This window comes from Streptomyces sp. NPDC020490 (genome assembly GCF_044335305.1).
Classification (GTDB): domain Bacteria; phylum Actinomycetota; class Actinomycetes; order Streptomycetales; family Streptomycetaceae; genus Streptomyces.
This window is the reverse complement of record NZ_JBIRUY010000016.1, coordinates 40,737-64,862: the sequence shown is the minus strand read 5'-3', so window position 1 is coordinate 64,862 and position 24,126 is coordinate 40,737. Positions and strand designations below refer to the sequence as shown.

At 70.6% G+C, this 24,126-nt stretch carries 26 protein-coding genes; 8 read left to right on the top strand and 18 right to left on the bottom strand.

Features of this window, described 5'->3' with window-relative positions:
* Position 1: 1 nt before the first annotated feature.
* The 5 genes from ACH4ZX_RS18530 to hemL all read right to left on the bottom strand — a co-directional run bounded on the left by ACH4ZX_RS18530 (position 2) and on the right by hemL (position 4,896).
* Entirely contained in the window at positions 2-772 is a 771-nt protein-coding gene (locus ACH4ZX_RS18530; protein ID WP_398273367.1) for a cytochrome c biogenesis CcdA family protein, read from the bottom strand.
* Position 773: 1 nt separating this feature from the next.
* Positions 774-1,391: a TlpA family protein disulfide reductase gene (locus ACH4ZX_RS18525; RefSeq protein ID WP_398273364.1), complete on the bottom strand. Its 618-nt coding sequence runs from the start codon at positions 1,389-1,391 to the stop codon at positions 774-776.
* 77 nt (positions 1,392-1,468) lie between these two features.
* A complete protein-coding gene (locus ACH4ZX_RS18520) occupies positions 1,469-2,773 on the bottom strand; it encodes a polysaccharide deacetylase family protein (protein ID WP_398273361.1) in 1,305 nt (434 codons plus the stop codon).
* Positions 2,774-2,899: 126 nt separating this feature from the next.
* Entirely contained in the window at positions 2,900-3,547 is a 648-nt protein-coding gene (locus ACH4ZX_RS18515; RefSeq protein ID WP_398273656.1) for a histidine phosphatase family protein, read from the bottom strand.
* Between the two features lie 32 nt (positions 3,548-3,579).
* Entirely contained in the window at positions 3,580-4,896 is a 1,317-nt protein-coding gene (gene hemL, locus ACH4ZX_RS18510) for a glutamate-1-semialdehyde 2,1-aminomutase (protein ID WP_398273358.1), read from the bottom strand.
* Between the two features lie 373 nt (positions 4,897-5,269).
* Between hemL and ACH4ZX_RS18505 the strand changes: the two genes are divergently transcribed.
* Positions 5,270-5,908, top strand: coding sequence for a hypothetical protein (locus ACH4ZX_RS18505; RefSeq protein WP_324786420.1), 639 nt, complete (start codon positions 5,270-5,272; stop codon positions 5,906-5,908).
* Between the two features lie 153 nt (positions 5,909-6,061).
* Here ACH4ZX_RS18505 and ACH4ZX_RS18500 read toward each other — a convergent pair whose 3' ends face one another.
* Positions 6,062-6,736, bottom strand: coding sequence for a hypothetical protein (locus ACH4ZX_RS18500; protein WP_398273355.1), 675 nt, complete (start codon positions 6,734-6,736; stop codon positions 6,062-6,064).
* Positions 6,733-7,962, bottom strand: coding sequence for an AAA family ATPase (locus ACH4ZX_RS18495; protein WP_398273352.1), 1,230 nt, complete (start codon positions 7,960-7,962; stop codon positions 6,733-6,735). Before ACH4ZX_RS18495 ends, ACH4ZX_RS18500 begins: the two co-directional genes overlap by 4 nt.
* A gap of 990 nt (positions 7,963-8,952) precedes the next feature.
* On the opposite strand from ACH4ZX_RS18495, the gene ACH4ZX_RS18490 reads away from it, so the two are divergent.
* Together ACH4ZX_RS18490 and ACH4ZX_RS18485 are read left to right on the top strand one after the other, a co-directional pair.
* Positions 8,953-9,711, top strand: a complete 759-nt coding sequence (locus tag ACH4ZX_RS18490; protein ID WP_398273349.1) for a DUF5131 family protein — start codon at positions 8,953-8,955, stop codon at positions 9,709-9,711.
* Positions 9,712-9,811: 100 nt separating this feature from the next.
* Positions 9,812-10,939, top strand: coding sequence for a three-Cys-motif partner protein TcmP (locus ACH4ZX_RS18485; RefSeq protein WP_398273346.1), 1,128 nt, complete (start codon positions 9,812-9,814; stop codon positions 10,937-10,939).
* 66 nt (positions 10,940-11,005) lie between these two features.
* Here the strand turns inward: ACH4ZX_RS18485 and ACH4ZX_RS18480 are convergent, their stop codons facing one another.
* Positions 11,006-11,404, bottom strand: a complete 399-nt coding sequence (locus tag ACH4ZX_RS18480; RefSeq protein ID WP_398273343.1) for a DUF4440 domain-containing protein — start codon at positions 11,402-11,404, stop codon at positions 11,006-11,008.
* Positions 11,405-11,582: 178 nt separating this feature from the next.
* Positions 11,583-12,197: an LUD domain-containing protein gene (locus ACH4ZX_RS18475; RefSeq protein ID WP_398273340.1), complete on the bottom strand. Its 615-nt coding sequence runs from the start codon at positions 12,195-12,197 to the stop codon at positions 11,583-11,585.
* Between the two features lie 104 nt (positions 12,198-12,301).
* Here ACH4ZX_RS18475 and ACH4ZX_RS18470 point away from each other — a divergent pair, with 104 nt between their 5' ends.
* The 3 genes from ACH4ZX_RS18470 (at position 12,302) to ACH4ZX_RS18460 (ending at position 13,697) form a co-directional block, all read left to right on the top strand.
* Positions 12,302-12,685 carry a winged helix-turn-helix transcriptional regulator gene (locus tag ACH4ZX_RS18470; protein ID WP_398273337.1) on the top strand — a complete coding sequence of 128 codons (384 nt, stop codon included), beginning with the start codon at positions 12,302-12,304 and terminating at the stop codon, positions 12,683-12,685.
* A gap of 136 nt (positions 12,686-12,821) precedes the next feature.
* Positions 12,822-13,487, top strand: a complete 666-nt coding sequence (locus ACH4ZX_RS18465; RefSeq protein ID WP_398273334.1) for a class I SAM-dependent methyltransferase — start codon at positions 12,822-12,824, stop codon at positions 13,485-13,487.
* A gap of 51 nt (positions 13,488-13,538) precedes the next feature.
* On the top strand, positions 13,539-13,697 hold the full coding sequence (locus tag ACH4ZX_RS18460) for a hypothetical protein (protein WP_398273331.1): 159 nt from the start codon (positions 13,539-13,541) through the stop codon (positions 13,695-13,697).
* Positions 13,698-13,778: 81 nt separating this feature from the next.
* On the opposite strand, the gene ACH4ZX_RS18455 is transcribed toward ACH4ZX_RS18460, so the two are convergent.
* Both ACH4ZX_RS18455 and ACH4ZX_RS18450 read right to left on the bottom strand, forming a co-directional pair.
* The gene (locus ACH4ZX_RS18455) at positions 13,779-16,052 is read right to left on the bottom strand and encodes a heavy metal translocating P-type ATPase (protein ID WP_398273328.1); all 2,274 of its coding nucleotides are present in this window, start codon (positions 16,050-16,052) and stop codon (positions 13,779-13,781) included.
* Between the two features lie 97 nt (positions 16,053-16,149).
* On the bottom strand, positions 16,150-16,422 hold the full coding sequence (locus ACH4ZX_RS18450) for a heavy-metal-associated domain-containing protein (protein WP_398273325.1): 273 nt from the start codon (positions 16,420-16,422) through the stop codon (positions 16,150-16,152).
* A 181-nt stretch (positions 16,423-16,603) separates the two neighbouring features.
* On the opposite strand from ACH4ZX_RS18450, the gene ACH4ZX_RS18445 reads away from it, so the two are divergent.
* Together ACH4ZX_RS18445 and ACH4ZX_RS18440 are read left to right on the top strand one after the other, a co-directional pair.
* Entirely contained in the window at positions 16,604-17,605 is a 1,002-nt protein-coding gene (locus ACH4ZX_RS18445) for a hypothetical protein (RefSeq protein ID WP_398273322.1), read from the top strand.
* A 26-nt stretch (positions 17,606-17,631) separates the two neighbouring features.
* On the top strand, positions 17,632-17,913 hold the full coding sequence (locus ACH4ZX_RS18440; RefSeq protein WP_398273319.1) for a metal-sensitive transcriptional regulator: 282 nt from the start codon (positions 17,632-17,634) through the stop codon (positions 17,911-17,913).
* A gap of 108 nt (positions 17,914-18,021) precedes the next feature.
* Here ACH4ZX_RS18440 and ACH4ZX_RS18435 read toward each other — a convergent pair whose 3' ends face one another.
* The 7 genes from ACH4ZX_RS18435 to ACH4ZX_RS18405 form a co-directional block, all read right to left on the bottom strand.
* The gene (locus ACH4ZX_RS18435) at positions 18,022-18,684 is read right to left on the bottom strand and encodes a sigma-70 family RNA polymerase sigma factor (RefSeq protein ID WP_398273316.1); all 663 of its coding nucleotides are present in this window, start codon (positions 18,682-18,684) and stop codon (positions 18,022-18,024) included.
* A 159-nt stretch (positions 18,685-18,843) separates the two neighbouring features.
* The gene (locus ACH4ZX_RS18430) at positions 18,844-19,560 is read right to left on the bottom strand and encodes a hypothetical protein (RefSeq protein ID WP_398273313.1); all 717 of its coding nucleotides are present in this window, start codon (positions 19,558-19,560) and stop codon (positions 18,844-18,846) included.
* Positions 19,561-19,675: 115 nt separating this feature from the next.
* Positions 19,676-20,554 carry a universal stress protein gene (locus ACH4ZX_RS18425; RefSeq protein WP_398273310.1) on the bottom strand — a complete coding sequence of 293 codons (879 nt, stop codon included), beginning with the start codon at positions 20,552-20,554 and terminating at the stop codon, positions 19,676-19,678.
* Positions 20,555-20,675: 121 nt separating this feature from the next.
* On the bottom strand, positions 20,676-20,807 hold the full coding sequence (locus ACH4ZX_RS18420) for a hypothetical protein (protein ID WP_398273309.1): 132 nt from the start codon (positions 20,805-20,807) through the stop codon (positions 20,676-20,678).
* Positions 20,808-21,044: 237 nt separating this feature from the next.
* The gene (locus ACH4ZX_RS18415; RefSeq protein ID WP_398273653.1) at positions 21,045-21,407 is read right to left on the bottom strand and encodes a DUF3515 family protein; all 363 of its coding nucleotides are present in this window, start codon (positions 21,405-21,407) and stop codon (positions 21,045-21,047) included.
* Positions 21,408-21,895: 488 nt separating this feature from the next.
* Positions 21,896-23,377, bottom strand: a complete 1,482-nt coding sequence (locus tag ACH4ZX_RS18410; RefSeq protein WP_398273307.1) for an ATP-binding protein — start codon at positions 23,375-23,377, stop codon at positions 21,896-21,898.
* On the bottom strand, positions 23,378-24,112 hold the full coding sequence (locus ACH4ZX_RS18405; protein WP_398273650.1) for a response regulator transcription factor: 735 nt from the start codon (positions 24,110-24,112) through the stop codon (positions 23,378-23,380).
* Between the last annotated feature and the right edge of the window lie 14 nt (positions 24,113-24,126).

Here is a 24,126-nt window from a genome sequence, read left to right as displayed (position 1 = left end):
ATCAGATCCCCACAGTGAAGCCGGCGGACCAGGACTGCATGTCCTGCACGAGGCGGTCCCAGGCGCCGGTCAGCAGCAGCAGACCGGTCACGATCATCATCGTGCCGCCGATCCGCATCACCCAGACATAGTGGCGCTTGACCCAGCCGAAGGCGCCGAGCGCCTTGCGGAAGACGACCGCGGCGAGCACGAAGGGCACGCCGAGGCCGAGGCAGTAGGCGACGGTCAGGACGGCCCCGCGGCCCGCGCTGGACTGCTGGGAGGACAGGGCCAGCACGGAGGCGAGCGTCGGCCCGATGCAGGGCGTCCAGCCGATGCCGAACAGCGCGCCCAGGACGGGGGCGCCGGCCAGGCCGGCCACCGGCCGCTTGTGGAGGCGGAACTCACGCTGGGTCATCCACGGCATCAGGCCCATGAAGAAGAGACCCATGAGGATCATGAACGCGCCGAGCACCTTCGACAGGACGCCCTTGTTGTCCTGGAGGCTGTCGCCGAAGTATCCGAACAGCGCGCCGCTGGAGACGAACACGGCGGTGAAGCCGAGCACGAACAGGGAGGCGCCCGCCACCATCCGCCCGCGCCGGGCCTCGGCCAGGTCGGTGCCGGTGACCCCGGTGACGTAGCTGAGGTAGCCGGGGACGAGGGGCAGGACGCACGGGGAGAAGAAGGAGACGAGTCCGCCGAGCAGCGCGACGGGCAGGGCGACCAGCAGGGCGCCGTTGAGCACCGTGCCGTTGTAGCCCGTCGCGGCGAGCGTGGTGACGGCGCTCACGTCACTTCTCCGCGAGGACCGGGGTGACCATCTTGCGCAGCTTCTCCTCGCTGAGCGCGGCCAGCGAGCGGGCGGCGATCCTGCCGTCCCGGTCGAGGACGAGAGTGGAGGGGACGGCCTGCGGGTTGAGCGTGCCCTTCTTGAAGCGGAGCATCAGCTTGCCGGTCGGGTCGTACAGGCTGGGGTAGGTGATGCCCTGCTGCTTCTCGAAGGCGACCGCGTTCTGGATGCTGGTGTCGCGGGTGTTGATGCCGACGAACTGCACGCCCTGGTCCTTGAGGTCCTGGTAGACCGTCTCGAAGTTGCGCGCCTCGGCCCGGCAGGGGGCGCACCAGGAGCCCCACATGTTCAGGACGACGACCTTGCCCTTGAAGGAGGCGACGTCGACCTGCCCGCCGTCGACGGTCTTGCCCGACAGGTCGGGCGCCGCGGCGCGCTCCCCCTTCTTCGCGGTGGAGATGCCGTCCTTGCCCATGACGAAGTTGGTGTCACCGCCCCCGCCCGAGGTGCCTCCCGAACCGCACGCGGACACGGTCAGCGCGGCGGCCGCGGCCAGGGCGGCGAGGGCGGCACGGCTTCGTCGGTTCGAGCGCAGGGGGGCGCGGCTGGCGGCGGTCATGTGAAAAGTTTCGCATGTCCGTTCCGAGGATCTTGCGCACCCCCCTCGCGGTCGCCCGGGGGCCGGGAACGCGCACGTCAGACGGTATTCGCGGAGGCCGTGGAGGCCGTGGACGCCGTGGACGCCGTGGAGACGTCCTTGAAGAAATCCTTCCAGCCGCCGGCGGGCTGCTGCCCGACGTCGAGGGTGCGCAGCTTCGCGAGCACCTCGGGCTTCTGTACGTCCATCCAGTCGGCGAACTGCCGGAACGAGACGAGGCGCACGTCCGCGCCCTTCTCCTTCTCCCGCGCGATGTGCTTCAGCGCCTGCTCGACGGCGTCCATGTAGATGCCGCCGTTCCACTGCTCGAAGTGGTTGCCGACGAAGAAGGGCGCGCGGTTGGTGTCGTAGGCCCGCTCGAAGCCCGATATGTACGCCTGGGCGGCCTGCTCGCGCCAGGCCGGGTAGTTGTAGGCGGGCGCGTTGGTGGAGTTGACCGACTGGTTGGCGAGCATGTTGTAGTCCATCGACAGGACCTCGAAACTGTGTCCGGGGAAAGGTATCTGCTGCAGGGGCAGGTCCCACAGGCCCTGCTTCTTGTCGGGCCAGACCTGACGGCCGCCGGGCGAGGAGGCGTCGTAGCGCCAGCCGAGCTCGCGGGCGGTGGGCAGCAGGTTGTCCTGGCCGAGCAGGCAGGGGGTGCGGCCGCCGACGAGTTCCTTGTCGTAGTCGAAGGGCAGGGCGGGCAGGTCGGTCCAGCCGGTGTTGGTGCGCCACTCCTTGACGAAGGCCTTGGCCTGCTGGATCTCGCTCTTCCACTGCTGGGGCGTCCAGTTGCCGACCGTGCCGGAGCCGGAGCAGAAGTGGCCGTTGAAGTGGGTGCCTATCTCGTGCCCTTCGAGCCAGGCGCGGCGGACGTTCTTCAGGGTGGCCTTGACGTGGTCGTCGGTGAGGTAGCCGATGTCGGAGGCGCCGCGCGGGTTGTTGGGCGGGTCGTACAGGCGCTTCTTCGACTCCGGCAGCAGGTAGAGGCCGGAGAGGAAGAAGGTCATGTGCGCGCCGTGTTCCTTGGCGAGGTCGAGGAAGCGCGGGAAGAGGCCGTTGCCCACCTCGCCGGCGCCGTCCCAGGAGAAGACGACGAACTGCGGCGGGGTCTGGCCGGGCTCCAGCGGCTCGGGCTTCTCCGGCTGCCCGGGCTGGCTGCCGGTGAAGGAGGTCGAGCCGTCGCCGAGGGGACGGGCGGGATGCCCGGTGGGCTTCTTGCCGTGCCCTCCGGAGCCTCCGGCGCCCTGGCCGCGGGTCGACCCGTGCGACGGCTTGAGGCTGCCGCAGCCCGCCAGTCCCACGGTGGCCGCGGCTCCCGCACCGAGACCGAGCATTCCTCTCCGAGAGAGCGCGCGCATTACAACCCCGTTCGTCATGTCATCTGGCAGTCACACAGTCAGATGACATGACGAACGGGGAGGTTCCGGCCGAGCTCACCGGTTCCGCAACGAATGTCACGAGCGCGTCATGACGCTTCGGACGTCTCAGGCGCCGAAGGCCTTGTCCTTCCCCTTCACCGGCCTGGCTCCGGCGAGGAGATGGGCCGGGACGAGGTCGCGGGCCGGCTCGGAGTAGCCGACGGACACGATCCGGTCGCCCTGGTAGGTGAAGGTCGTCAGCGAGGCGAGCGTGCACTGCCGCTTGCGCGGGTCGTGCCACAGCCGCCGCCGCTCGACGTACGAGCGCACGATCCAGATCGGCAGCTGGTGGCTGACGAGCACCGCCTCGTGGCCGCGGGCGGCGTCCTTGGCCGCGTCCAGCGCCCGCATCATCCGTACGACGATGTCGAGGTACGGCTCGCCCCAGGACGGCTTGAACGGGTTGACCAGGTACTTCCAGTTCTCGGGCCGGCGCAGCGCCCCGTCCCCGACGCCGAAGGTCTTGCCCTGGAAGATGTTGTCGGCCTCGATGAGCCGTTCGTCGGTGGCCAGGTCGAGGCCGTGCGCCTTGGCGATCGGGGTGGCCGTCTCCTGGGCCCGCTCCAGCGGGGAGGAGACGGCGTGGGTGATGTCGCGGGTGGCCAGGTGCTCGGCGACCCGGTCGGCCATCTGCCGGCCGAGTTCGGACAGGTGGTAGCCGGGCAGCCGCCCGTACAGGATCCCGTCCGGGTTGGCGACCTCGCCGTGCCGCATGAGGTGGACGACCGTGATGTCGCTCGGGGTGCTCACGCCGTCGCCTCCGCAGTTGCTCGGGCCGCCGCCGGGAGGGCGTCGGCGATCTTCTGGACGGCCTGCTCGTCGTGGGCCGTGGACACGAACCAGGACTCGAAGGACGACGGCGGCAGGTAGACGCCCTGCGCCAGCATCGAGTGGAAGAACGCGGTGAAGCGGAAGGACTCCTGCTTCTTGGCGTCCTCGTAGTCACGGACCTCACGGTCGGTGAAGAAGACGGAGAACATGTTGGAGGCGTTCTGCACCCGGTGCGCGACGCCCTCCTTGCTCAGCGCCTCGGTGACCAGCCCGCGGACCTGCTCCGACACGGCGTCGACCCTGTCGTACGCGGCCTCGTCGAGGAGGCGCAACTGGGCGAGGCCGGCCGCGGTGGCGACCGGGTTCCCGGAGAGGGTGCCGGCCTGGTAGACGGGCCCGGCGGGCGCGAGGTGCGCCATGACGTCGGCACGGCCGCCGAACGCGGCCGCGGGGAAGCCGCCGCCCATCACCTTGCCGAAGGTCATCAGGTCGGGCCGGACGCCGTCGACGCCGTACCAGCCGGCGCGGCTGGTACGGAAGCCGGTCATGACCTCGTCGGAGATGTAGAGGGCGCCGTTCTCCCGGCACGCGTCCTTCAGGCCCTGGTTGAACCCGGGCCGCGGCGGCACGACGCCCATGTTGCCCGGCGAGGCCTCGGTGATCACGCAGGCGATCTCGCCCGGGTGCCGGTGGAAGGCCTCCTGCACGGCCTCGAGGTCGTTGTACGGCAGCACGATGGTGTCGCCGGCCTGGGCGCCGGTGACGCCCGGGGTGTCGGGCAGCGCGAAGGTGGCCACGCCGGACCCGGCGGAGGCGAGCAGCGCGTCCACGTGCCCGTGGTAGCACCCGGCGAACTTGATCACCTTGGCGCGCTGGGTGAACCCGCGCGCGAGCCGGATGGCCGACATGGTCGCCTCGGTCCCGCTGCTGACCAGCCGCACCTGCTCCACGGGCTCGACCCGGGCGACGATCTCCTCGGCGAGCGCGACCTCGCCCTCACCGGGGGTGCCGAAGGAGGTGCCGCGGGAGACGGCCTCCTGCACGGCGGCGATCACCTCGGGGTGGGAGTGCCCGAGGATCATGGGCCCCCACGAGCACACGAGGTCGACGTACTCGCGCCCGTCCGCGTCGGTGAGGTACGGCCCCCTGCCGGACACCATGAACCGGGGCGTGCCGCCCACGGCGCCGAAGGCGCGCACCGGGGAGTTCACGCCGCCGGGGGTGACGGCGGCCGCTCGGTCGAACAGGGCCTGCGAGACAGGCGCGTCGTATGAATAGGGCAATTCGCTCATGACCTGCGACTTCTCCGACCTTCTCCGACTTGCTCGGGATCCGGTTGCCAGTGACCTCATCAGGGTAGGCCAGCAGCCGCCGGCGGCAGCGGGCACACGGGCCCGGCTCCTCTGCACGGCCCGCGACCGGCCCCGCGCCCGGTCTCCTGGCCCGGTGCCCCCTCCCCGAGCCCCGTGGTCTGCGAGACTGGGACCTGATACACACAGCTCACGGGCCCCATGACGCACACGGGCGTGGTCGGGGGCTCCGAAGATCCCGCGGAGAGGTATTTCAGCGCACGTTTCGGCGTGCGGCCGTGGGGGAGGTCACTGACACGATGATCGGGTTGCGCGGCGGGGGCCACGCGTCCTAGAAAAGCAGTCGGGTGGAGATATGCATCGCGGTGGCGGACTGGGCGAGGGGACTGACGACCTGGGTCCTCGACGTGCCCGGCGGGGAAGGCACCGACGCGAAGCGGAGGAATCTGCGGAAGCACTCAAAGGACACGGCGTACCGGGTGAGTCGGAGCGCGACGAACGACGTATGGAACGTCGGATCGATCAGCTCAGTACGGGAAGCAGGAATGGTGGTCGGGTGGGGGTGACGTACAAGTACTTCGGCGCGCCCGACGGCGCGACCGCGGCCCGCGTCCCGATCTCGATGCGCCCCGAGGAACTCGGCGGCGACGAGCTCGGCATGGGCGGCATGTTCACCAAGATCAAGCCGGAGACGATGGCGGCGATGGTCCTCACGGGCATCGAGGGCGTCCCGCTGCACAAGGTGCCGCCGCTCGAGCTGGTCGTCCTGCACCCGGACTACGCGGTCGTGAAGCTGCCCATGACGGTCGTCGACCCCCTGCGCGGCATAGGCGAGGAGGCGGTCGGCGCGGCGGCGTTCATCTGGTCCACGGTCCCCGACCGCGGCGGCCCGCGGGACGCGTTCAACGTCTACCAACTCCTGCACGAATGGCAGGACTTCAGCCACCGTCTGCACGAGGCGGGACACCAGCCGTACTGCCTGGTCTGGCCGTGACCCGGGGTTTCGCACGGATGGTGGGGCGGGGCCTGCGGGTCCCGCCCTTGCTGGTGCCTGTCGGTCGGCCGAGTTGGGGCTTGCGTCGGCGGTCGTACGCGTCAGTTCCCAGCCTGTGAGACGCGAGGCAGCCTATGGGTGAGGGCCCCGTGATCAGCATCCCCGGCTCCGTCGTACCGGCCACGCAGAGAGATCCAAGGCGAACTCACTGAATGACCGGTTCGTACCCTTTGGTTCGGAAAGCAGACCATGGGCAAGAGCCTTGGAGGCTATCTCCGGTCCGTCGGTTTCCCTGAACCGTGGACTCCTCAACTCAGCTTCAAGGTCTTCCTTGGGTGTGCGCCGCCGCCCTGTGTCCTTGCCCTGCCAAGAGGTAGGAAGCTTCCAGGATGTTCTGTACAGGGTGAACGCTTCGGGAAAGAGCAGGAGCCAAGCCTCGGACTCAGCCGCCGCCAGGGCATAAACCGACTCACTGCTGCCGGCGGCTCTGGCAAGAGCCGCCGACACATTCCGACGAGCGCTGTCGTACGCGGGCCCCGGAGGAGCATCCATATCCTCGTGCACGAAGACGCCTACGAGGCTTCCCTTCTTCAGCCTTGCTTTGCCACGCGCCTTGTTCACCAAAACGTTTGCAGCCGTAGCCAGTTCTTCACCCGTCTTCTTGCGGAGTCGGACCGGATCAGTGATCTCGGTGAGCATAACTTCGGCAGCTAGGGTCGGGTGGAGACCCTTGATCAAAGAGGCCAGAATGCGTCGATCGTTGGCGCTTTCCCCCGCCAGGACCACGATCCCCTTGGCTGAATCCTTGACCGCGCCTCCGCGCCTCACAGGTCATCCTCCGTTAGATCACCTCTCAGAACGCCTGAGAACCAAAGCTCGCCGAGTGGCTGATCACCGGTCTCTGCGACGATGGCCTTCACTTCTTCCACGGAAAGGGCGGGGATGATCGAGGCACCGCCTTCATCGCGGTCGCACACGATGAACTCTTCGGGCGTCAGACGGTCCACCAAGGCTGGTGAGTGCGTTGCCACGATAAGTTGGGTTCGTTCCGAAGCCTCCCGCATCCGCTCCACGATCAGTTCGAGTGCCTGCGGGTGCAGACCATGGTCGATCTCTTCCACGCAGGTAAGTGCCGGCGGGTGCGGGTCATACAACATGGCCAGCAACCCCAGCAGACGTACTGTGCCGAACGACGCATCTGCCAGCGGAGTGGTGCGGCGGAGGCCCTTCTCGTGCAACACCACGGCCAGTCGGTCCGCGTAACCTCCAACTTGTTCAAATTCAATAGCTTCTAGCTGTGGGAGCAATCGGCGGGCATCTGCGGTCAGCAGGCCCCACCGTTCCTCGTCAGCACTGAGCTGCACAAGGAATGCCGCCAAGTTCTCGGCGTGAGGCGCCAAGTGACCAGCCAACGTAGAACTGGATCGTGTGGGCTGCCTTGCCGCGTTGACATCCACATCGAACACCCGGAACGAGGAGAGACGCTCGGCAACCCTGGACACCTCCTCGCCACCGTCCGAACGGCCCAGGCGTGGCAGTGTCGAGAGTCCACTGCTCAAACGTTGAATGCCGATCTTGTCGCGCCCCGACTCACGACCTGCCCGCTCGTCGACAACTGTGGCCTCCTCACCGGAAATAGTGATGCGTCGTCCTCTGCCCCCAGTGCGTTTAAAAGCGAAACTCTCGCGACGCGAAAGGATGTAGGACTGCGGGCTGTCTGACCTGGGAGCCGTGCGCCTGAGGATGGTCAAGGCGTACTCATCTGGAGCATTCAAACTCGCGTGAGTGGTCCAGTTCGCCTTGAGATGGATCTTGAGAGACGTCGGCGGCTTCTCGCCACCCCAGAAGGCAACTTCGTCAAAGCCTCCCTGCTCGTCCAGGGCAGGCCGTAGGTCGGTGCGGATGATGGCAGCCAGGAAGTCGAAGACCTTCAATACGTTCGACTTACCAACCCCGTTGGGTCCTACGAGGACTGTCAGTGGCCCGAGAGGGATCGTCACATCGCGCAGGCTGCGGAAGTTCTCGACATGTAGTTCAAGGAGGCGGCCGGGCATGGGATGAACCTACCGAGTGGGTGAGCGCGGGACAGACGGCTTGGATGCGGTCGGCTTCATCCAGCCAACCTGAGCGGTTGTTGTGTTGTCTGACATGCGGAGCAGCGTAGACGTTCCAGCTGACATCGTGTTCCCTCGCGACGCCACGCTCGCTGCCGTCCGATTGCACTGTGTGTACCCGCGGCAAGCCTCCATCGGACACAGATCTTGAGCCAGCGCATTGCGCATACGCCCGTCCCGCACACACGGATCGTCCACGTCAGGTCGATAGGACGACTTACCGACCGCGCTGCCGAGGAAGCACCTCAAGCCGGTCTTCGTCCAGCCCGATGCATGCCCCTCCAGCACAGTGAGGAGCTGGAGGAAAGACTCTTCCGTCAGCCCACCCGCCTCCGGCATCGAGGATCTGGCCAACAGAGGCGCCGGCCGGTGGGATCGGGAGCCCCGAAACCTGGGGCGAGAACTGCCAGAGGCTGCCATCGGTCGACTCGCACCGGGACTTGAAAGCAGGAGTCCAATACTCACCGCTGCTACTCGTGAACCACGCCCGATTGCGGATTGGACGGCAGCGTCAATGCGATGTCGGCAGGCAGGGCCGGAGGACGCCCACGCACGTTGGTGGGCGCTCGACGGACCCGATGCGGCCTTCCTCGACGGGGAGACGATCAACGCATCCTGTCTCACAGCGCTTCGTCGGCTACAGCCTCGCAGCCCGCGAGCAAGTCATAGCCCTCGCGGCGCATGCACTGTTGTTTCGGCTCATCGCGACTGGCACGCCCGGCAGGTCTTCAACGGCGAACCGCGCCCTGCCACGGCTGCCTGCCCCCGACAGCCCCACAGGAGACACCCCCTTCACAGAACATGCGTTCGACCTGAAAGATGGGCACGGTCGCGTGCCAGTTCGGTACGTCGCTCGTTAGGCAGCGCAGTCGAAGCGCAGAGTGGGCAAGCGCTGGCGGCCCTTGCCCGACTGCTACGGGAGGGGACCCCATGGGCGATCGCAGCACTATCGAGTGGACTGAGGCGACCTGGAATCCGACCACCGGTTGCGATCGCATCTCTCCCGGGTGCGACAACTGTTACGCCCTGACGTTATCCAGACGCCTCAAGGCGATGGGGGTGGCGAAGTACCAAGCCGACGGTGACCCCAGGACTTCCGGCCCCGGCTTCGGCCTCACCCTCCATCCGGACACGCTGGCCATCCCCCGTCAGTGGAAGACCCCCCGCATGGTCTTCGTCAACTCAATGAGCGACCTGTTCCACGCCAAGGTGCCCTTGGACTTCGTACAGCAGGTCTTCCAGGTAATCGCCGACACTCCACAGCACACCTATCAACTCCTGACGAAGAGGGCCCGCAGGCTCCGGCGACTGGCAGGCCAACTCGACTGGCCTGCCAACCTCTGGATGGGCGTCTCCGTCGAGAACGCGGATCACCTGGATCGCGTCGACGACCTGCGGCAAGTGCCGGCCGCGATGCGGTTCTTGTCCTGCGAACCGCTGCTCGGCCCTCTGGCAGGTTTGCGCCTGGACGGTATCGGCTGGGTGATCGCAGGTGGCGAATCCGGCCCCCGGCACCGCCCAGTGCAAGAGGAATGGCTGGTCGAGATCCGCGATGCCTGCAACGACGCCGACGTGCCGTTCTTCTTCAAGCAGTGGGGCGGCCGCACCCCCAAGTCCGGAGGCCGTGAACTCGCCGGCATCACGTGGGACCAGATGCCGCCCCGGCTGCACGTGGCAACAGTGCAGTAACGGCCAATCTTCAACGGACGCCGTACGCGCTCTGGTCACATATGGAAACGGTGTGTGACCCTCTCCCCAGCGGGGCCGTATGGGAGCAGGGGGAGCGGTCATGGCCGTACCGAAGGATGCCGTGTGGGAGCGCGATCCGCACACGGCTGCCAAACACGACTTACTCAAGCGGTACTTGGAAGCGTGGGCGCCGATTCTGCTGTCGCGGAACGACGTGATCACCTATGCGGAGGGGTTCGCGGGGGCCGGCGTCTACAAGCAGGGCGAGCCCGGATCTCCCGTCGTCGCCTACGAGGTCTTCGCCCGCGCTCTGCGCCGTTTCCCGAAGCGCATGCGTCTGATCCTCATGGAGGAAGACCACCGACGGGTAGAAGAATTGCAACACCAGATGACCCTCGCTGAATCCAGGCATGCGGACGACATCACTGCACGTCTGTCGGTCGACATCGGGCATGGAGACTTCCACCCGACCCTCCTGAGGCAACTGCAGAGCACCGGCAGGCTGGGCAAGCCCCTCTTCGTCCTCCTGGACAGCTTCGGTGGACCGGACATTCCGTTCTCGCTCCTGTATGAACTCGGTCGCTACCGAAGCACCGAAGTCATGGTGACTTTCGAACCCTCCTTCCTCACCCGGTTCGCCGAGAGACACGACGGCCACCGGCAACTCGGCGACGAAGCCTTCGGCAGCCAGGAGTGGCAAGACGTATTCCGACAGCCCTCCTCGCACAAGTTCACGTTCCTGCGCGAGCAATACCGGGCCACGCTGCGCCAGGCCGGTTTCACGCACACGCTGTACTTCGAGATGGTCGACGAGGGCGGCAGGAAGCTCTACCTGATCTTCGGCACCCAGCACGAGCGAGGACTGGAGAAGATGAAGGACGCCATGTGGAAGGTGGACCCTTCCTACGGCGTCCGCTACCGCGACCCCAGGGACACCGAACAGCAGATGCTGGATCTCGTATTCGAACCGGATACGGCTCCGCTACGACGGATCCTGCACGACTTCATATCCGAGGCGCCCAAGGGGCGAACCGTCCCGGAGCTCCAGCGCTACACCCTCTTGGAGACCGTCTACCGGCCCGCCCAAGTGATCACGGCCGTCCGACAGCTACGTGAGTCGGGTGCCGTGACTACGGAACCTCGTGCCATCAACGCCAAGACCCGAGTGAACGCGGCGGCGAAGCCGCCCAGTACCGGTCCGTCGGGCGAGCAGGCTGCCCTCTGGTGAGCGGCCACCAGGGCACATGTGGGTGGTGGGGGCGGGGCTTGCGCCGGCGACCGGCGAGTGATGACGTCAGGGCTGGTCGTACCAAGCGAATGCGGTGATCCGCCAGCCGTCCGAGGTGCGGACGAACTGGATGGTCTTGGTCCCGCCGCCCTCGTACAACTCACCATCCAGGATCCCGGACTTGCGATACCCGCTGAACCGCGATGCGATGTCGCCCGCGATCTCGGTCCGCTCGGAGACCTCCCACTCGGAGAACTCGGCAAGCCGACCGTCGGTCAGCAGCCGCCGGCGGGGCTCGATGAACTCGTCCACGGTATAGACCGTGAACTCCGGACCGGACTTGACGATCACGCCGTTCGGAAGAACCAGCCGGCGGATCCGGGCCACATCGGCGGCCTTGCCGCCCCGGTTGTCGAAGGCACCGAAGAACTCGGCGGTCACCGCGTCGATCTCGGTCTTGGACACGGCGCGACAGTAACACCCAAAGGGCGCCCCGGGCCGCAGTCTCGTCCCGACGGCGACCGGGCAGCCACGGCCGCTCTTCTGCCGCGGCCGCCCGGTTCGAAGGTTTCCGAGAAGAGCGAAGGCCGCCGCACCCGGCCCGCTGCTGCCCGCGCCGTGCCCGGCCGGCGCGAGGCGCTTTTCAGAAGCCGATGGTCTCAGCGGTGAGGATGACGGTGGAGCGGTCGGGGAGCCCCTCGCGCTCGATGATCAGGATCTTGCCGATGAAGCTGCCCAGGCCCCTCAGTTCCTGCTGGCGGTTGTTCTCCAGCGGCAGGGAGTGGGTCCGGACCCGGCGGAGTGCGGTTTCCAGGTCCGGGACGACCTTCTGGGCGCCGACGACCCAGATGGCTTTGCGGGCGCCGCTGACGTAGGGGGCGAGCTGGCTGCCGCTGGCCGACGCGATGACGAGCCGGCCGTCCTCGGTGACCGCGTGGACGCTGCCGACGACGACGTCGGGCAGCGCGCCGAGCCGGATCTGCGCCTCCACGTCCCGGGGGGCGTCGCCGGCCTCGGCTCTCACCGACCGGTACTGGCCGGAATCGTTGATGTCCGCGGCGATGCCCGACAGGCGCAGTGTCTCGCTGGTCGCCGTGAAGATCGTCCGGTCGGGCGGCAGCAGCTCGGCCACCAGTTTGCGCGCCTCGTCGACGGTGTCGGCGATCAGCACCTGGAATCCGGCCTCGAGCAGTGCCCGGGCTGTCCGCTCCAGCTGCTGCGGCGAGGCGGCGACGGAGAAGGACTCGTCGGCGTGCATCTCTGACCTCCATGGTTATCAGTAGTAATCGACCTCATCATCAGGAACCATGGCGGTGGGGAGAAGAACGCACTTTTGTGTGCCGCAGTGAGGGCGAGGTAACCATGCAGGTCAGGCGGACGTGTGCGGAGGCGCGGCTGGAGGTCGGCCCCGAGATGGCCTCCCGGGTGCGGGACGTGCTGGCCCGGGTGGGCGACAAGTGGTCGATCGCCGTCGTGAACGAGCTGGGTCCGGGCCCACGGCGCTTCAGCGAGCTGCAGCGGTCCATTGCGGGCATCAGCCAGCGCATGCTCACCGTCACCCTCCGCGGTCTGGAGCGGGACGGCCTGCTCACCAGGACCGTCCATCCCGTCGTGCCCCCGCGGGTCGACTACGAGCTCACGCCTCTCGGCCTGACGCTCCTGGACAAGGTCTGGGGTCTGATGTCCTGGGCCCTCGAACACGCCGAGGACATCACCGCGGCCCAGCTCTCCTACGATCAGACCTGACCCCGGCCCCGGCGCCCCTCGGCCGGTTCCTCGTGGGTGCCGCCCGGACGGTGCCGGGACTGCTCCCTTCCTGTCGCCTCCTAACCTAAGCTGGAAGGGGGCCACGGCGTCAGCGGGTGAAGAGGAGTGGAGCGCCATGGCGGACGGCGAGCAGCAGCTGGCGGACGCGCAGCGGCGGCAGTGGCAGAGCACCTACACCACGCACCCCGGCATGTACGGCGAGGAACCGTCCGAGCCGGCCGTCCACGCCGCCTCGGTTTTCCGTGCGGCCGGGGCCGGGGACGTGCTGGAACTGGGCGCCGGTCACGGACGCGACTGCCTGTACTTCGCCCGCGAGGGCTTCACCGTCCGGGCCCTCGACTTCTCCGCCGCCGCCCTGGAGCAGCTGCACGAGGCCGCCCGCGCGAGCGGCGTCGACGAGCGGATCACGTCCGCCGTGCACGACGTCCGCGATCCGCTGCCCCTGCCGGACGACTCCGTGGACGCCGTCTTCGCGCACATGCTGCTGTGCATGGCCCTGTCCACCGACGAGCTCCACGCCCTGGTCCGCGAGGTCCGCCGTGTCCTGCGGCCGGGCGGAACGTTCGTCTACACCGTCCGGCACACCGGCGACGCCCACTACGGCACCGGCACCGCGCACGGCGACGGCATCTTCGAGCACGCCGGCTTCGCCGTGCACTTCTTCGACCGCGCTCTGGTCGACGCCCTCGCCGACGGCTGGGTACTGAACGAGGTCCACGCCTTCGAGGAGGGCGGCCTGCCCCGTCGCCTGTGGCGTGTCACCCAGACCCGGCCCCGCTGACCGGGCCGCCCCACGGCGACTGACCATACGGGGTGGGGGTATACAGGTCGTATGACAGCGAAGGACATCGCCCGGCTGGCGGCCAGGACGTCGTGCGGGCCGTGGTGCGGACTCGGCACGGCACAGGTGACGTTGGTCCGGCAGGTGCTGGGGATGTGTCTGCGTGTGCAGGTCACGCTGGGCAGGCATCCCGGAGCCGGCGCGGGGTGACTGCCGGGGGCCGGAGGCGGGAGAACGCGAGAGGGTGAGGGCGGGCCGCCGGGCCCGTCCTCACCCTCTGCCGAGGCGTTCTCAGTCCGCTGCCGTGAAGCCGCGCAGGCGCAGGGAGTTGCCGACGACGAAGACCGAGGAGAAGGCCATGGCCGCTCCGGCGATCATGGGGTTCAGCAGTCCCGCCGCGGCGAGCGGCAGGGCGGCGATGTTGTAGGCGAAGGCCCAGAACAGGTTCGACTTGATGGTGCCCAGCGTCTTGCGGGCCAGGCGGATGGCGTCGGCGGCGGCGCGCAGGTCGCCGCGTACGAGGGTGAGGTCACCGGCCTCGATGGCGGCATCGGTGCCGGTGCCCATCGCCAGCCCCAGGTCGGCCTGGGCGAGCGCGGCGGCGTCGTTGATCCCGTCGCCGACCATCGCCACCGCGCGGCCCTCGCCCTGGAGGCGCTTGACGACGTCGACCTTGTCCTCCGGCATGACCTCGGCGATGACGTGCTCGGGGAGAATGCCGACCTCCGCGGCCACCGCCTCGGCGACGGCCCGGTTGTCGCCGGTGAGCAGGATCGGGGTCAGGCCCAGCGCACGCAGCCGGCTGATCGCCTCGGCGCTGCTGTCCTTGACGGCGTCGGCGACTTCGAGGACCGCCCGGGCCTCACCGTCCCAGGCGACGCTGATCGCGGTGCGGCCCGCGGCCTCGGCCGCGGCCTTGGCGCGCGCCAGCCCGACGGGCAGTTCCATGGCCCATTCCCGCAGCAGCTTCTCACGGCCGACCAGGACGGCGTGGCCCTCGACGATGCCCTGCACGCCGAGCCCTGGGACGTTGGCGAAGTCCTCGGGGGCGGGCAGGGTGCCGACGCGTTCGGCCGCCCCTGCCGCCACCGCCCGGGCGATCGGGTGCTCGGAGGAGTGCTCGAGCGCGCCCGCGAGGCGCAGCACCTCGGCCTCGTCGGTGCCGTCGGCGGTGTGGACGGCGAGCAGGGTCATGCGGCCGGTGGTGACGGTGCCGGTCTTGTCGAGGACGATGGTGTCGACCTTGCGGGTGGACTCCAGCACCTCGGGGCCCTTGATGAGGATGCCGAGCTGGGCGCCGCGCCCGGTGCCGACCATCAGCGCGGTCGGCGTGGCCAGGCCCAGGGCGCAGGGGCAGGCGATGATCAGTACGGCGACGGCGGCGGTGAACGCGGCGGCCGGTCCGGCTCCGTTGCCGATCCAGAAGCCCAGGGTGGCCAGCGCCAGGGCGATCACGACGGGGACGAAGACCCCGGAGACGCGGTCGGCGAGCCGCTGGGCGGCGGCCTTGCCGTTCTGCGCGTCCTCGACCAGCTTCGCCATCCGGGCCAGCTGGGTGTCGGCGCCGACCCGGGTCGCCTCGACGACCAGACGGCCGCCCGCGTTCAGGGTGGCGCCGGTGACCGGGTCGCCCACACCGACCTCGACGGGCACCGACTCGCCGGTGAGCATGGAGGCGTCGACCGCGGAGGCGCCCTCGACGACCGTGCCGTCGGTGGCGATCTTCTCGCCGGGGCGGACCAGGAAGCGGTCGCCCACCGCCAGTTCCGCCGTGGGGATCGTGCGTTCGCTGCCGTCCGGGCCCAGCACGGTGACGTCCTTGGCGCCCAGTTCCAGCAGGGCCTTGAGCGCGGCGCCGGCCTTGCGCTTCGAGCGGGCCTCGAAGTAGCGCCCGGCGAGGATGAAGGCGGTCACCCCGGCGGCGGCCTCCAGGTAGATGTTCCCGGCGCCGTCGGTGCGGGCGATGGTCAGCTCGAAGGGGTGGGTCATGCCGGGGGTGCCGGCGGTGCCGAAGAACAGCGCCCACAGCGACCACAGGAACGCGGCCGACGTGCCGACCGAGATCAGGGTGTCCATGGTGGCCGCGCCGTGCCGTGCGTTGGTGAAGGCGGCCTTGTGGAAGGGCCAGGCCGCGTAGGTGACGACGGGGGCCGCCAGGGTCAGCGACAGCCACTGCCAGTACTCGAACTGCAGGGCGGGCACCATCGCCATCGCGATGACCGGGACGGCCAGCAGCACGGCCGTGACCAGCCGCTCCCGCAGGGGCCGCAGTCCGTCGGCGGGCTCCGCGTGCTCCGCGCCGGGCGTGCCGGGCGTGCCGGACGCGGCACGTACCGGCTCGGGTTCGCGGGCGGTGTACCCGGTCGCCTCGACCGTGGCGATCAGGTCCGGGACGGACACGTCGGCGGAGTAGTGGACCTTGGCCTTCTCCGTGGCGTAGTTGACGGTGGCGGTGACCCCGTCCATCCGATTGAGCTTCTTCTCGATCCGGGCGGCGCACGAGGCGCAGGTCATGCCGCCGATGGCGAGTTCCACCTCGGCTGTGTCGGGGACCGTGGTAGCCATCACTACTCCTCGGGCTGATCAGGGCAACGGGACAGTAACGGGACAGTGCGGAGAACGGGGGCCGGGCCCGGACAGGCCCGGCCGGTATGCGGGCGTCTCAGGACGCGCGGCCGGTCAGCTCGTAGCCGGCGTCGTCGACGACCTTGGCCAGCAGCTCGTCGTCGGGTTCGTCCGCCGTGGTGACGGTGACCTGGCCGGCTTCGAGGTCGACGTCGACCGCCAGCACGCCGTCCACGGCGCCGATCTCCCGGGTGAGCGTGGACTTGCAGTGCCCGCAGGTCATCCCGGAGACGTCGTAGACCGTGGCGATCCCCTCGGCGGCCGCGGCGGTACCGGTGGAGCAGCTGCCGTCAGTGGTGCAGCAGGACATGGGTTCCTCCCAGACAAGACGATCACATATACCCCTTGGGGGTATTGCCGACGTCAACCAGATATACCCCCTGGGGGTATGTTTGGCAAGCGCTGCCGACCCATTTGCATATACCCCCCAGGGGTATATAGTCGGGGCCAGTTCCAGCAGAAGCGGCGACGCCGAGGAGAGAGGGAACCTCATGAACACCGGCGTGAAGATCACTGTTTTCGCTGCCGCGCTCGCGGCCACCTTCGGCACTGCCTACGGCGCCGGCGCGGCGATCGACCCCGCGGCCCCGGACCGGGCCCCGACAGCCCACGCGGCACACGACCGCCCGACACCCGCCGGCCACGCCGGTCATGCCGGTCATGCCGGCCACAGCGGACACGCGGACACGACCCCGGCGGGTCTGCAGATCTCCGAGGCGGGATACACCCTGGAGCTCGCAACCCCTCGCGTGACCGCGGGCGCGAAGAGCGAACTCCGCTTCGTCATCCGCGACCAGGACGGACGGCAGCTGACCTCGTACCGACGCGAGCACGGCAAGGAACTCCACCTCATCGTGGCCTCACGCGACCTGGTCACCTACCGTCACCTGCACCCCACGCGGGCAGCCGACGGCACCTGGAGCACCCCCGTCGACCTGCCCGCCGCAGGCGCCTACCGCGTCTTCGCCGACTTCACCCCGGGCGTCGAAGGCGCCACCGGCCTCACCCTGGGCGCGGACCTCGCGGCCTCCGGCGCCTACAGGGCGGCAGCCCTGCCCCGGCCCGCCGCCACCACCACGATCGACGGCTACACCGTCACCCTGAACGGCGACCTGCGCCCCGGCGAAGCCGGTGAGCTGACCCTCGCCGTCAGCCGGAACGGCCGCCCGGTCACCGATCTGGAGCCCTACCTGGGCGCATACGGCCACCTGGTCGCGCTGCGCTCCGGCGACCTCGCCTACCTCCACGTCCACCCGAACGGCGAACCCGGTGACGGCACCACCAGGCCGGGCCCGGAGATCTCCTTCACCGCCACCGCGCCCAGCGCCGGGACGTACCGCCTCTTCCTCGACTTCAAGCACCACGGCACCGTCCGCACCGCGGCCTTCACCGTCCACGCCGGCGAGGACGCTGCCGCCGGACGGACCGCTGCCGCCGGCACGCCGAAGCCCGCGGCCGGCGAGGAGCACACCGGCGGCGGCCACCAGCACTGACCCCGCACGAAGGAGGGAAACGGCCGATGGCCGGGTACAGCATGCGAAAAGAAGACGTACTCAAACGACTCCGGAGGGTCGAGGGCCAGGTGCGGGGTCTGCAGAGAATGGTGGAGGAGGAGACCTACTGCATCGACGTCCTCACCCAGATCTCCGCCACCACGCGCGCCCTGCAGTCCTTCGCCCTGCAGATGCTCGACGAGCACATGGACACCTGCGTACGCACCGCCGTCGCGGACGGCAGTGACAGCGGCGACATCAAGCTGAAGGAGGCGAGCGACGCCATCGCCCGCCTCGTGCGCTCCTGACGAACGGCCGAACGGGCGGACGAACGGACGAACGGACGAACCGGACCGCAGCGCCGCCATCACGGGGCCGGTGCCGGCGTCCTGCGCCCGCACCGGCCCTTCCCCGGCTCAGGCCGCCTGCAGGGCGGGGTCGTCCTGGTCCTCCAGCAGGTCCATCAGGGCCGCCCGGGCGCGGGCCACGCGGGAGCGGACCGTGCCGACCGGGCAGTGGCTGACCTCGGCCGCCTCCGCGTACGGCAGGCCGACCAGCTGCGTGAGGACGAACGCCTCCCGGCGCTCGTCGGGCAGCGACGCCAGCAGGTCGAGCAGGGCGACGCCGTCGTCGAAGCCGGGCAGGTCCTGCGGTTGGACGTTCTCGACGGCCAGCTGCCAGTCCGGCACGTCGCACAGCCGGGGTCTCGCGGAGGCGTACCGGTAGCTGTCGATCACCGCCCGCCGGGCGATGGACAGCAGCCACGCCCGGGCCGACGAACGGCCCTCGAAACGGTGCAGGCTGCCCAGCGCGCGCAGGAACGTGTCCTGCGCGAGGTCGTCGACGGCCTGCGGGTCGCCGCACAGGTGGGCGACGTAGCGCCGCACGTCCCGGTGCAGCGCGCGCACGAAGCGCTCGACGGCGTCCGCGTCTCCGCCGCGGGCGGCCAGCGCCCAGGCGGTGATCGAGTCGTCGCGCGACGCCGTCGCGTCACCCGCTCCGCCGCCGTCGTCGCTCGCGCCGCGTTCGCCGCTGTTGTCTCTCGTGCCGCGCGGGGCGGGCAGGACAGGAGTGATCACGTGGTGTCCTTCTCGTCGTCCGTGATCCGGACCGGGGCGCGCGGGCAGCGCGGGGCGGTCCGGTGAAGTGGGGAGACGGCCGTACGGCGCCCGCAGCGGCGGGCGTACGGCCGGTGCCCGGGGCACGGCACAGGAGCCGCCCCGGGAAGCCGGCTGTCGTCAGGCGACAGCGGTCCCCACGGGCGGACCCCGGTGGGTGATCGCGTGGACGAGGAGAAGGCGCGGCGCCCGGTCGGGGGCGTGACGGCGCACGCGGGGGCGCGGGCGGTCGGGGACCGCGGGCAGTACGACCAGCAGCAGCCGCAGCGGCGCCGCGAGCCATCCGGCCACGGCGCGCAGGATGCGGAAGGCGGCCTTCTCACCGTACGCCAGCCACAGTCCGCACAGCAGCGCGGCCAGCAGGTGGGCGGCGAGCATGCCGAACGACGACGAGTCGCCGGCGGAGGGAGCCAGGTGAGCCCCGTGATCCATATGGCTCATATGGCCCATGTGGCTCATGCTCATGGAGCCCATGTCCATGGACCCCATGTCCGTGGACCCCATGTCCGTCGAGCCCATGTCCGTCGAGCCCATGTCCATGGCGGCAGCGCCGTCGGCGCCCGCGGAGGACGTGCGCCCGCTCGCCGGCTGGGTGAGCGAGAACGCGGTGTGCAGGCCCGCCTGAGCGGCGACCACGACCGCCACGATCAGCGGCAGCCCGCGCTCACGGCCCGCCAGGGCCCAGCCCGCGGCGCCGGTCACGGCCGTACCGGCGACGAGCGTCCAGACGGGCACGTGGTGGCCGGACATCATGACGTGGCCCAGGGAGGCGAGCAGCACGCACACGGCCGCGAACACCGCGGCCCGTATCGAGCGAGACCACCACCCTGCTGTCATGGCGTCTCTCATCCTCGCATCCGCACATCACCCATCATCAGTGGGTACGGGCGGGGTGCGGGTGACGCACTCAGCACGCCGGGTGTGATCCTGCCCACGAGCGCGTTCTGCCCGCTCACGCCTCGCCGCGGACGACGGCGACCTGGCAGGCCGCGTGGTGCAGCAGCGCCTGGCTGACGGAGCCCAGCAGCAGGCCCGTGAAGCCGCCGTGCCCGCGGGCGCCGACGACCACCAGTTGCGCCTCCTGGCTGGCCTCGATCAGGGTCGAGCGGACGCGGGCGCGCACCAGGCGCCGGTCGACGGCGACGTGGGGCCAGCGCTTCTCCCACGGCTCCAGCGTCTCGTCCAGCAGCCGCTGCTCCGCCTCACGGAGGTGTTCGAGGTCGACCATCACGTTGAGCGGGTCGCCGGGGCCCTGGTAGGCGCCGTCGGTCCAGGTGTTCCAGACGTGCACGGCCAGCAGGCCCACCCCGCGCAGCGACGCCTCGGCGAAGGCGAACTCGACGGCCCTCTCGCCCGCCGGCGAGCCGTCGACCGCGAGCAGCACGGGAGCGGCCGGGTCGGGCCTGCCGCGGACCACGAGCACCGGGCAGCGTGCGTGGGCCGCCAGGTGCACGGCCGTGGAGCCGAGCAGCAGCGTGCCGAACGCCCCCAGTCCACGGCTGCCGACGACGACCAGCGAGGCGGTGCGCGACTCGATCTCCAGCACCATCAGCGGCTCGCCGACGGTGACCTCGCGGGCGATCTCCAGGTGCGGCGCGACCTCGCGCGCCCGCTCTTCGGCGCGGGTCAGCGTGCCGTCGACCATCTCACGCACTCCCGCCGCGGCCGGGTTCCACGGCGGCACGCCGGGCGGCACCCGGCCCGAGGGCCAGCCGAAGGCGTGCACCAGCCGCAGCCCGGTCCCGCACCGCTCCGCCTCCCGCGCCGCCGCCTCGACCGCCTCCATGCTGGACGGCGAGCCGTCCACGCCCACCACGACCGGTTTCGTCATGTCGCACCTCCGGCGATCGGGTCCGTCGCCGGCGTCGTCGCCCGCGTCCGCTGCTCCCTCCCACCTTCCGCCAACGCGTCGCGCACCGCATGGGCCGGACGGCCCCTGCGGGCGGGCCGGCTCACTCGGCCGGGACGGTCACGTCGTCGTCCCCCAGGCATTCGGAGCGCTGCCGGATGGGCTCGACCGTGCGGCTCAGCTCGACCAGCACCGCGTCGATCCCGGTGACCCGTTCGGCGACGGAGATCTCCACCGCGGGGTCGCGCCCGTAGGCCCTGTCGTTTGGATCAGGTCGGCTGTGAGGTGCGGTGCCTCGCGGCCGACCCGAGCGGGGTCTGGTGCGTGTAGCCGCAAGGCGGAGGAGGGAGCCGACGCGATGGGGGTCCCCCCGCGCGAGCGCAGCCGAGCGTGGGGGAGTCGGGGACCGACGACAACGCGGCAGATGCGCGTGCCAGGGCCCGCGACGCCGGGATGATCCAAACGAGAGGGCCTAAGTGACCAGGACCTTGCGGCCGTCGCGGGAGGCGGACTGGTCCCACACCCAGTCCACTCCGTCGACGTCGACGCAGGGGTCGACGGTCGCCGCCGGCGGCCGTAGTCCGCAGCGCAGGGTCACCGCGCCGTCGCCCCAGACGGCGACCCCGGGCCGGCCCGTGCCGGACAGCCGCCGGCCGTCCAGGACCGCCGGGTAGTCCCCGGCGATGCGCGCGCACTCCGGCGCGTCGCCCCGCGCCGGAACACCGGGCCCAGACGGGTGCCCCGCGGACACGGCGAGCACGGTGAGAACGGTGCCGACGGCCAGACCGGCGCCGGCCAGGGCGACCGCCCTGGGCCTCCCCCGTAGTAGCAGCATGATCACGCCACTGCTCCTTCCCCCGCCGGGCAGTCTGCCACCGGCCACGCCCGCCTCGGCCGCTGGCCCCTCGACCGCTGGCCCCTTGGCGGCTGGCCCCTTGGCGGCTGGCCCCTGGCCCCCTCGCCCCGCACGAGATGACCCGGATGCACACGGACGCACGACCACCACGACGCGGTGCTGCACGCCGTCCGCGAGGGCGTGCTGATCGTCGGCGGCGAGGGCCGGCCGCTGCCGGCCGACGACGAGGCGCACCGGCTGCTCGCCCTCCACCAGGCGCTACGCCGGACCGCGCGCCGGACCGCGCGCCGGACACGCCGGGGCTCCACGCGCCGTCCGGCGCGGCGGGCGACCGGTCGGGCACGGCACGCACTGGGCCCCTCGAGATCCCCGCCGGACCCCACGCCCGGCCGCCCCGCGTCAGCCCGGCCGCCCCACGCCCAGCCGCCCCGCGTCAGCCCGGCCGCCCCACGCCCATCCGCCCCGCGTCAGCCCGCTCCCCCGGCCCACACGCCCGTCGTCGGTGCGCCGCCGACCGTGAAGCCGATCACCGAGCCGCCCCCGGCCCGCCGGTAGGCGAACGGGGCGCCGCCGTGGGCCAGGGCCACCTCCCGCACGATGGACAGGCCGAGGCCGGAGCCGGGCAGGGCGCGGGCGTCGGCGGCGCGGTAGAAGCGGTCGAAGATGCGCATCAGGTCGGCGTCGGCGACACCGGGGCCGCGGTCCAGGACCTCGATGCGGACGGGACCGGCGGGGGCCTCCCCGCCGAAGCGGGGCCCGGTGCGCGGGAGGGCCGGGCCGGTGACGTCGATCTCGATGGGCCCGGTGCACTCGGGGTCGAACTTGGCCGCGTTCTCGACGAGGTTGGAGATCGCCCGGGTCAGCATGCCCGGCCGCCCGTCCGTGCCGGTGCCGCCGGCCGCCCGTACGACGATCTCCCGTCCGGTGCGCCGCCGGGCGAGCCCCGCGACGTCCTCGGCGAGGTCGGCGAGGTCGACGCGCTGCGGCGGCTCGGTGTCGGACTGGCCGGCCGCGAGGTCGACCAGCTCGTTGACCAGGTCGGTCAGCTCGCGGGCCTCCTGGGACAGATCGGCCACCAGTTCCTCGCGGGTGGCGGGCGGGAGTTCGTCGATGCGGCGGAGCAGCGAGATGTTCGTCCGCAGCGACGTCAGCGGCGTCCGCAGCTCGTGCCCGGCGTCCTGGACCAGGCGCCGCTGGTCCTCCTCGGACTGGGCGAGCCGCCCCAGCATCCGGTCGAAGGCCCGGCCGAGGCGCCCGACCTCGTCGTACCCGGTGACGGGCACCTGGACGTCGAGCTGCCGGGTCCGCGCGACGTCCTCCGCGGCGGAGGTGAGCACGACGAGCCGGCGGGTGATGCGCCGGGCCAGCCACCAGCCGACCAGGCCCGCGGCCGTCACGATCGCGGCCATCAGGGTGAGCGTGCGCTGCTGCAGCGCCCGCAGCAGGTCCTCGGTGTCGCTGAACTCCTGCGCCACCTGCACCGCGCCCCGCCCCTGGCCGAGCGCGACGGTGGCGACGCGGTAGACATCCGCGCCGACGTCGACGTCCTGGTGCTCGGCCGTGGCCCCGGCGTCCGCCGCCGCGGCCACGGCGCGGTCCGCGGCGGTCACCGGCAGCCCCGGCCGGCCCGGGTCGACGACCGAGCCGTCCGGCCCGAGCACCTGCACGTCCGTGCGGGCGGGCCGCACCACGTCGTGGCCCGGCGCCGAGGAGGAGAAGTCCTCGGGCGTCATCCGGTGCTGCCGCACCTCGTCCCGCACGTCCTGCACGACCTGGTCGAACACGGACTCCTGGTCGACGCGCACCAGCCGGGCGGCGGCGCTGTACGACAGGACGCCGACGAGGACGGTGACGGCGGCGGTGACGGCCGCGAACGACACCGCGAACGTGGTCCGCAGCGACACCAGCCCGGGCCGCCTGATCGCGGGCAGCCGCCCGAGGCGGCCCACTCAGTCCTCCCGCAGCACGTAACCCACGCCGCGCACCGTGTGGATCAGCGCGGGCGCGCCCGGCTCGTCGAGCTTGCGGCGCAGGTAGCCGACGTACACGGCGAGGTTCTTGGAGCCGGGCCCGAAGTCGTAGCCCCAGATGCGGTCGTAGATGGTGGAGTGGTCGAGGACGATACCGGCGTTGCGCACCAGCAGTTCCAGCAGCTCGAACTCGGTGCGGGTGAGCTCCAGCTCGCGCTCGCCGCGCCAGGCGCGCCGCGCCTGCACGTCCATGCGCAGTCCGGCCGCCTCGATCTGCCGGTCGGGGACCGCCGGCTCCCTCGGCACGCCGGCCACCGGGCCGGCCGCCGCGGAGCCGGCCGCCACGGGCCCCGGATCAGGGCTGGTGCGGCGCAGCAGCGCCCGCAGTCGGGCGAAGACCTCCTCCACGTCGAACGGCTTGACGACGTAGTCGTCGGCGCCCGCGTCCAGGCCCGCGATGCGGTCGGCGGTCTCGACCAGGGCGGTCAGCATCAGGATCGGGGTGCGGTCGCCCTCGGCGCGCAGCACCCGGCACACCTGGAGCCCGTCGATGCCGGGCATCATCACGTCCAGGACGAGCACGTCCGGCGGGGCCTTGTGGGCCTGGGCCAGTGCCTCGACGCCGTCGGCGACCGCGGTGACCCGGTAGCCCTCCAGGGTCAGGGCGCGCTCCAGGGCATGGCGGATGGCGCGGTCGTCTTCGGCGAGCAGCACGGTGTGGGACACGG

Excerpts from the sequence above, each read along its gene's own strand:
- ACH4ZX_RS18525 (WP_398273364.1), bottom strand. The coding sequence starts at position 1,391 with ATGACCGCCGCCAGCCGCGCCCCCCTGCGCTCGAACCGACGAAGCCGT.
- ACH4ZX_RS18520 (WP_398273361.1), bottom strand. The coding sequence starts at position 2,773 with ATGCGCGCGCTCTCTCGGAGAGGAATGCTCGGTCTCGGTGCGGGAGCC.
- ACH4ZX_RS18515 (WP_398273656.1), bottom strand. The coding sequence starts at position 3,547 with ATGCGGCACGGCGAGGTCGCCAACCCGGACGGGATCCTGTACGGGCGG.
- hemL (WP_398273358.1), bottom strand. The coding sequence starts at position 4,896 with ATGAGCGAATTGCCCTATTCATACGACGCGCCTGTCTCGCAGGCCCTG.
- ACH4ZX_RS18505 (WP_324786420.1), top strand. The coding sequence starts at position 5,270 with ATGCATCGCGGTGGCGGACTGGGCGAGGGGACTGACGACCTGGGTCCT.
- ACH4ZX_RS18495 (WP_398273352.1), bottom strand. The coding sequence starts at position 7,962 with ATGCCCGGCCGCCTCCTTGAACTACATGTCGAGAACTTCCGCAGCCTG.
- ACH4ZX_RS18490 (WP_398273349.1), top strand. The coding sequence starts at position 8,953 with ATGGGCGATCGCAGCACTATCGAGTGGACTGAGGCGACCTGGAATCCG.
- ACH4ZX_RS18485 (WP_398273346.1), top strand. The coding sequence starts at position 9,812 with ATGGCCGTACCGAAGGATGCCGTGTGGGAGCGCGATCCGCACACGGCT.
- ACH4ZX_RS18475 (WP_398273340.1), bottom strand. The coding sequence starts at position 12,197 with ATGCACGCCGACGAGTCCTTCTCCGTCGCCGCCTCGCCGCAGCAGCTG.
- ACH4ZX_RS18470 (WP_398273337.1), top strand. The coding sequence starts at position 12,302 with ATGCAGGTCAGGCGGACGTGTGCGGAGGCGCGGCTGGAGGTCGGCCCC.
- ACH4ZX_RS18465 (WP_398273334.1), top strand. The coding sequence starts at position 12,822 with ATGGCGGACGGCGAGCAGCAGCTGGCGGACGCGCAGCGGCGGCAGTGG.
- ACH4ZX_RS18460 (WP_398273331.1), top strand. The coding sequence starts at position 13,539 with ATGACAGCGAAGGACATCGCCCGGCTGGCGGCCAGGACGTCGTGCGGG.
- ACH4ZX_RS18455 (WP_398273328.1), bottom strand. The coding sequence starts at position 16,052 with ATGGCTACCACGGTCCCCGACACAGCCGAGGTGGAACTCGCCATCGGC.
- ACH4ZX_RS18450 (WP_398273325.1), bottom strand. The coding sequence starts at position 16,422 with ATGTCCTGCTGCACCACTGACGGCAGCTGCTCCACCGGTACCGCCGCG.
- ACH4ZX_RS18445 (WP_398273322.1), top strand. The coding sequence starts at position 16,604 with ATGAACACCGGCGTGAAGATCACTGTTTTCGCTGCCGCGCTCGCGGCC.
- ACH4ZX_RS18440 (WP_398273319.1), top strand. The coding sequence starts at position 17,632 with ATGGCCGGGTACAGCATGCGAAAAGAAGACGTACTCAAACGACTCCGG.
- ACH4ZX_RS18430 (WP_398273313.1), bottom strand. The coding sequence starts at position 19,560 with ATGACAGCAGGGTGGTGGTCTCGCTCGATACGGGCCGCGGTGTTCGCG.
- ACH4ZX_RS18425 (WP_398273310.1), bottom strand. The coding sequence starts at position 20,554 with ATGACGAAACCGGTCGTGGTGGGCGTGGACGGCTCGCCGTCCAGCATG.
- ACH4ZX_RS18415 (WP_398273653.1), bottom strand. The coding sequence starts at position 21,407 with ATGCTGCTACTACGGGGGAGGCCCAGGGCGGTCGCCCTGGCCGGCGCC.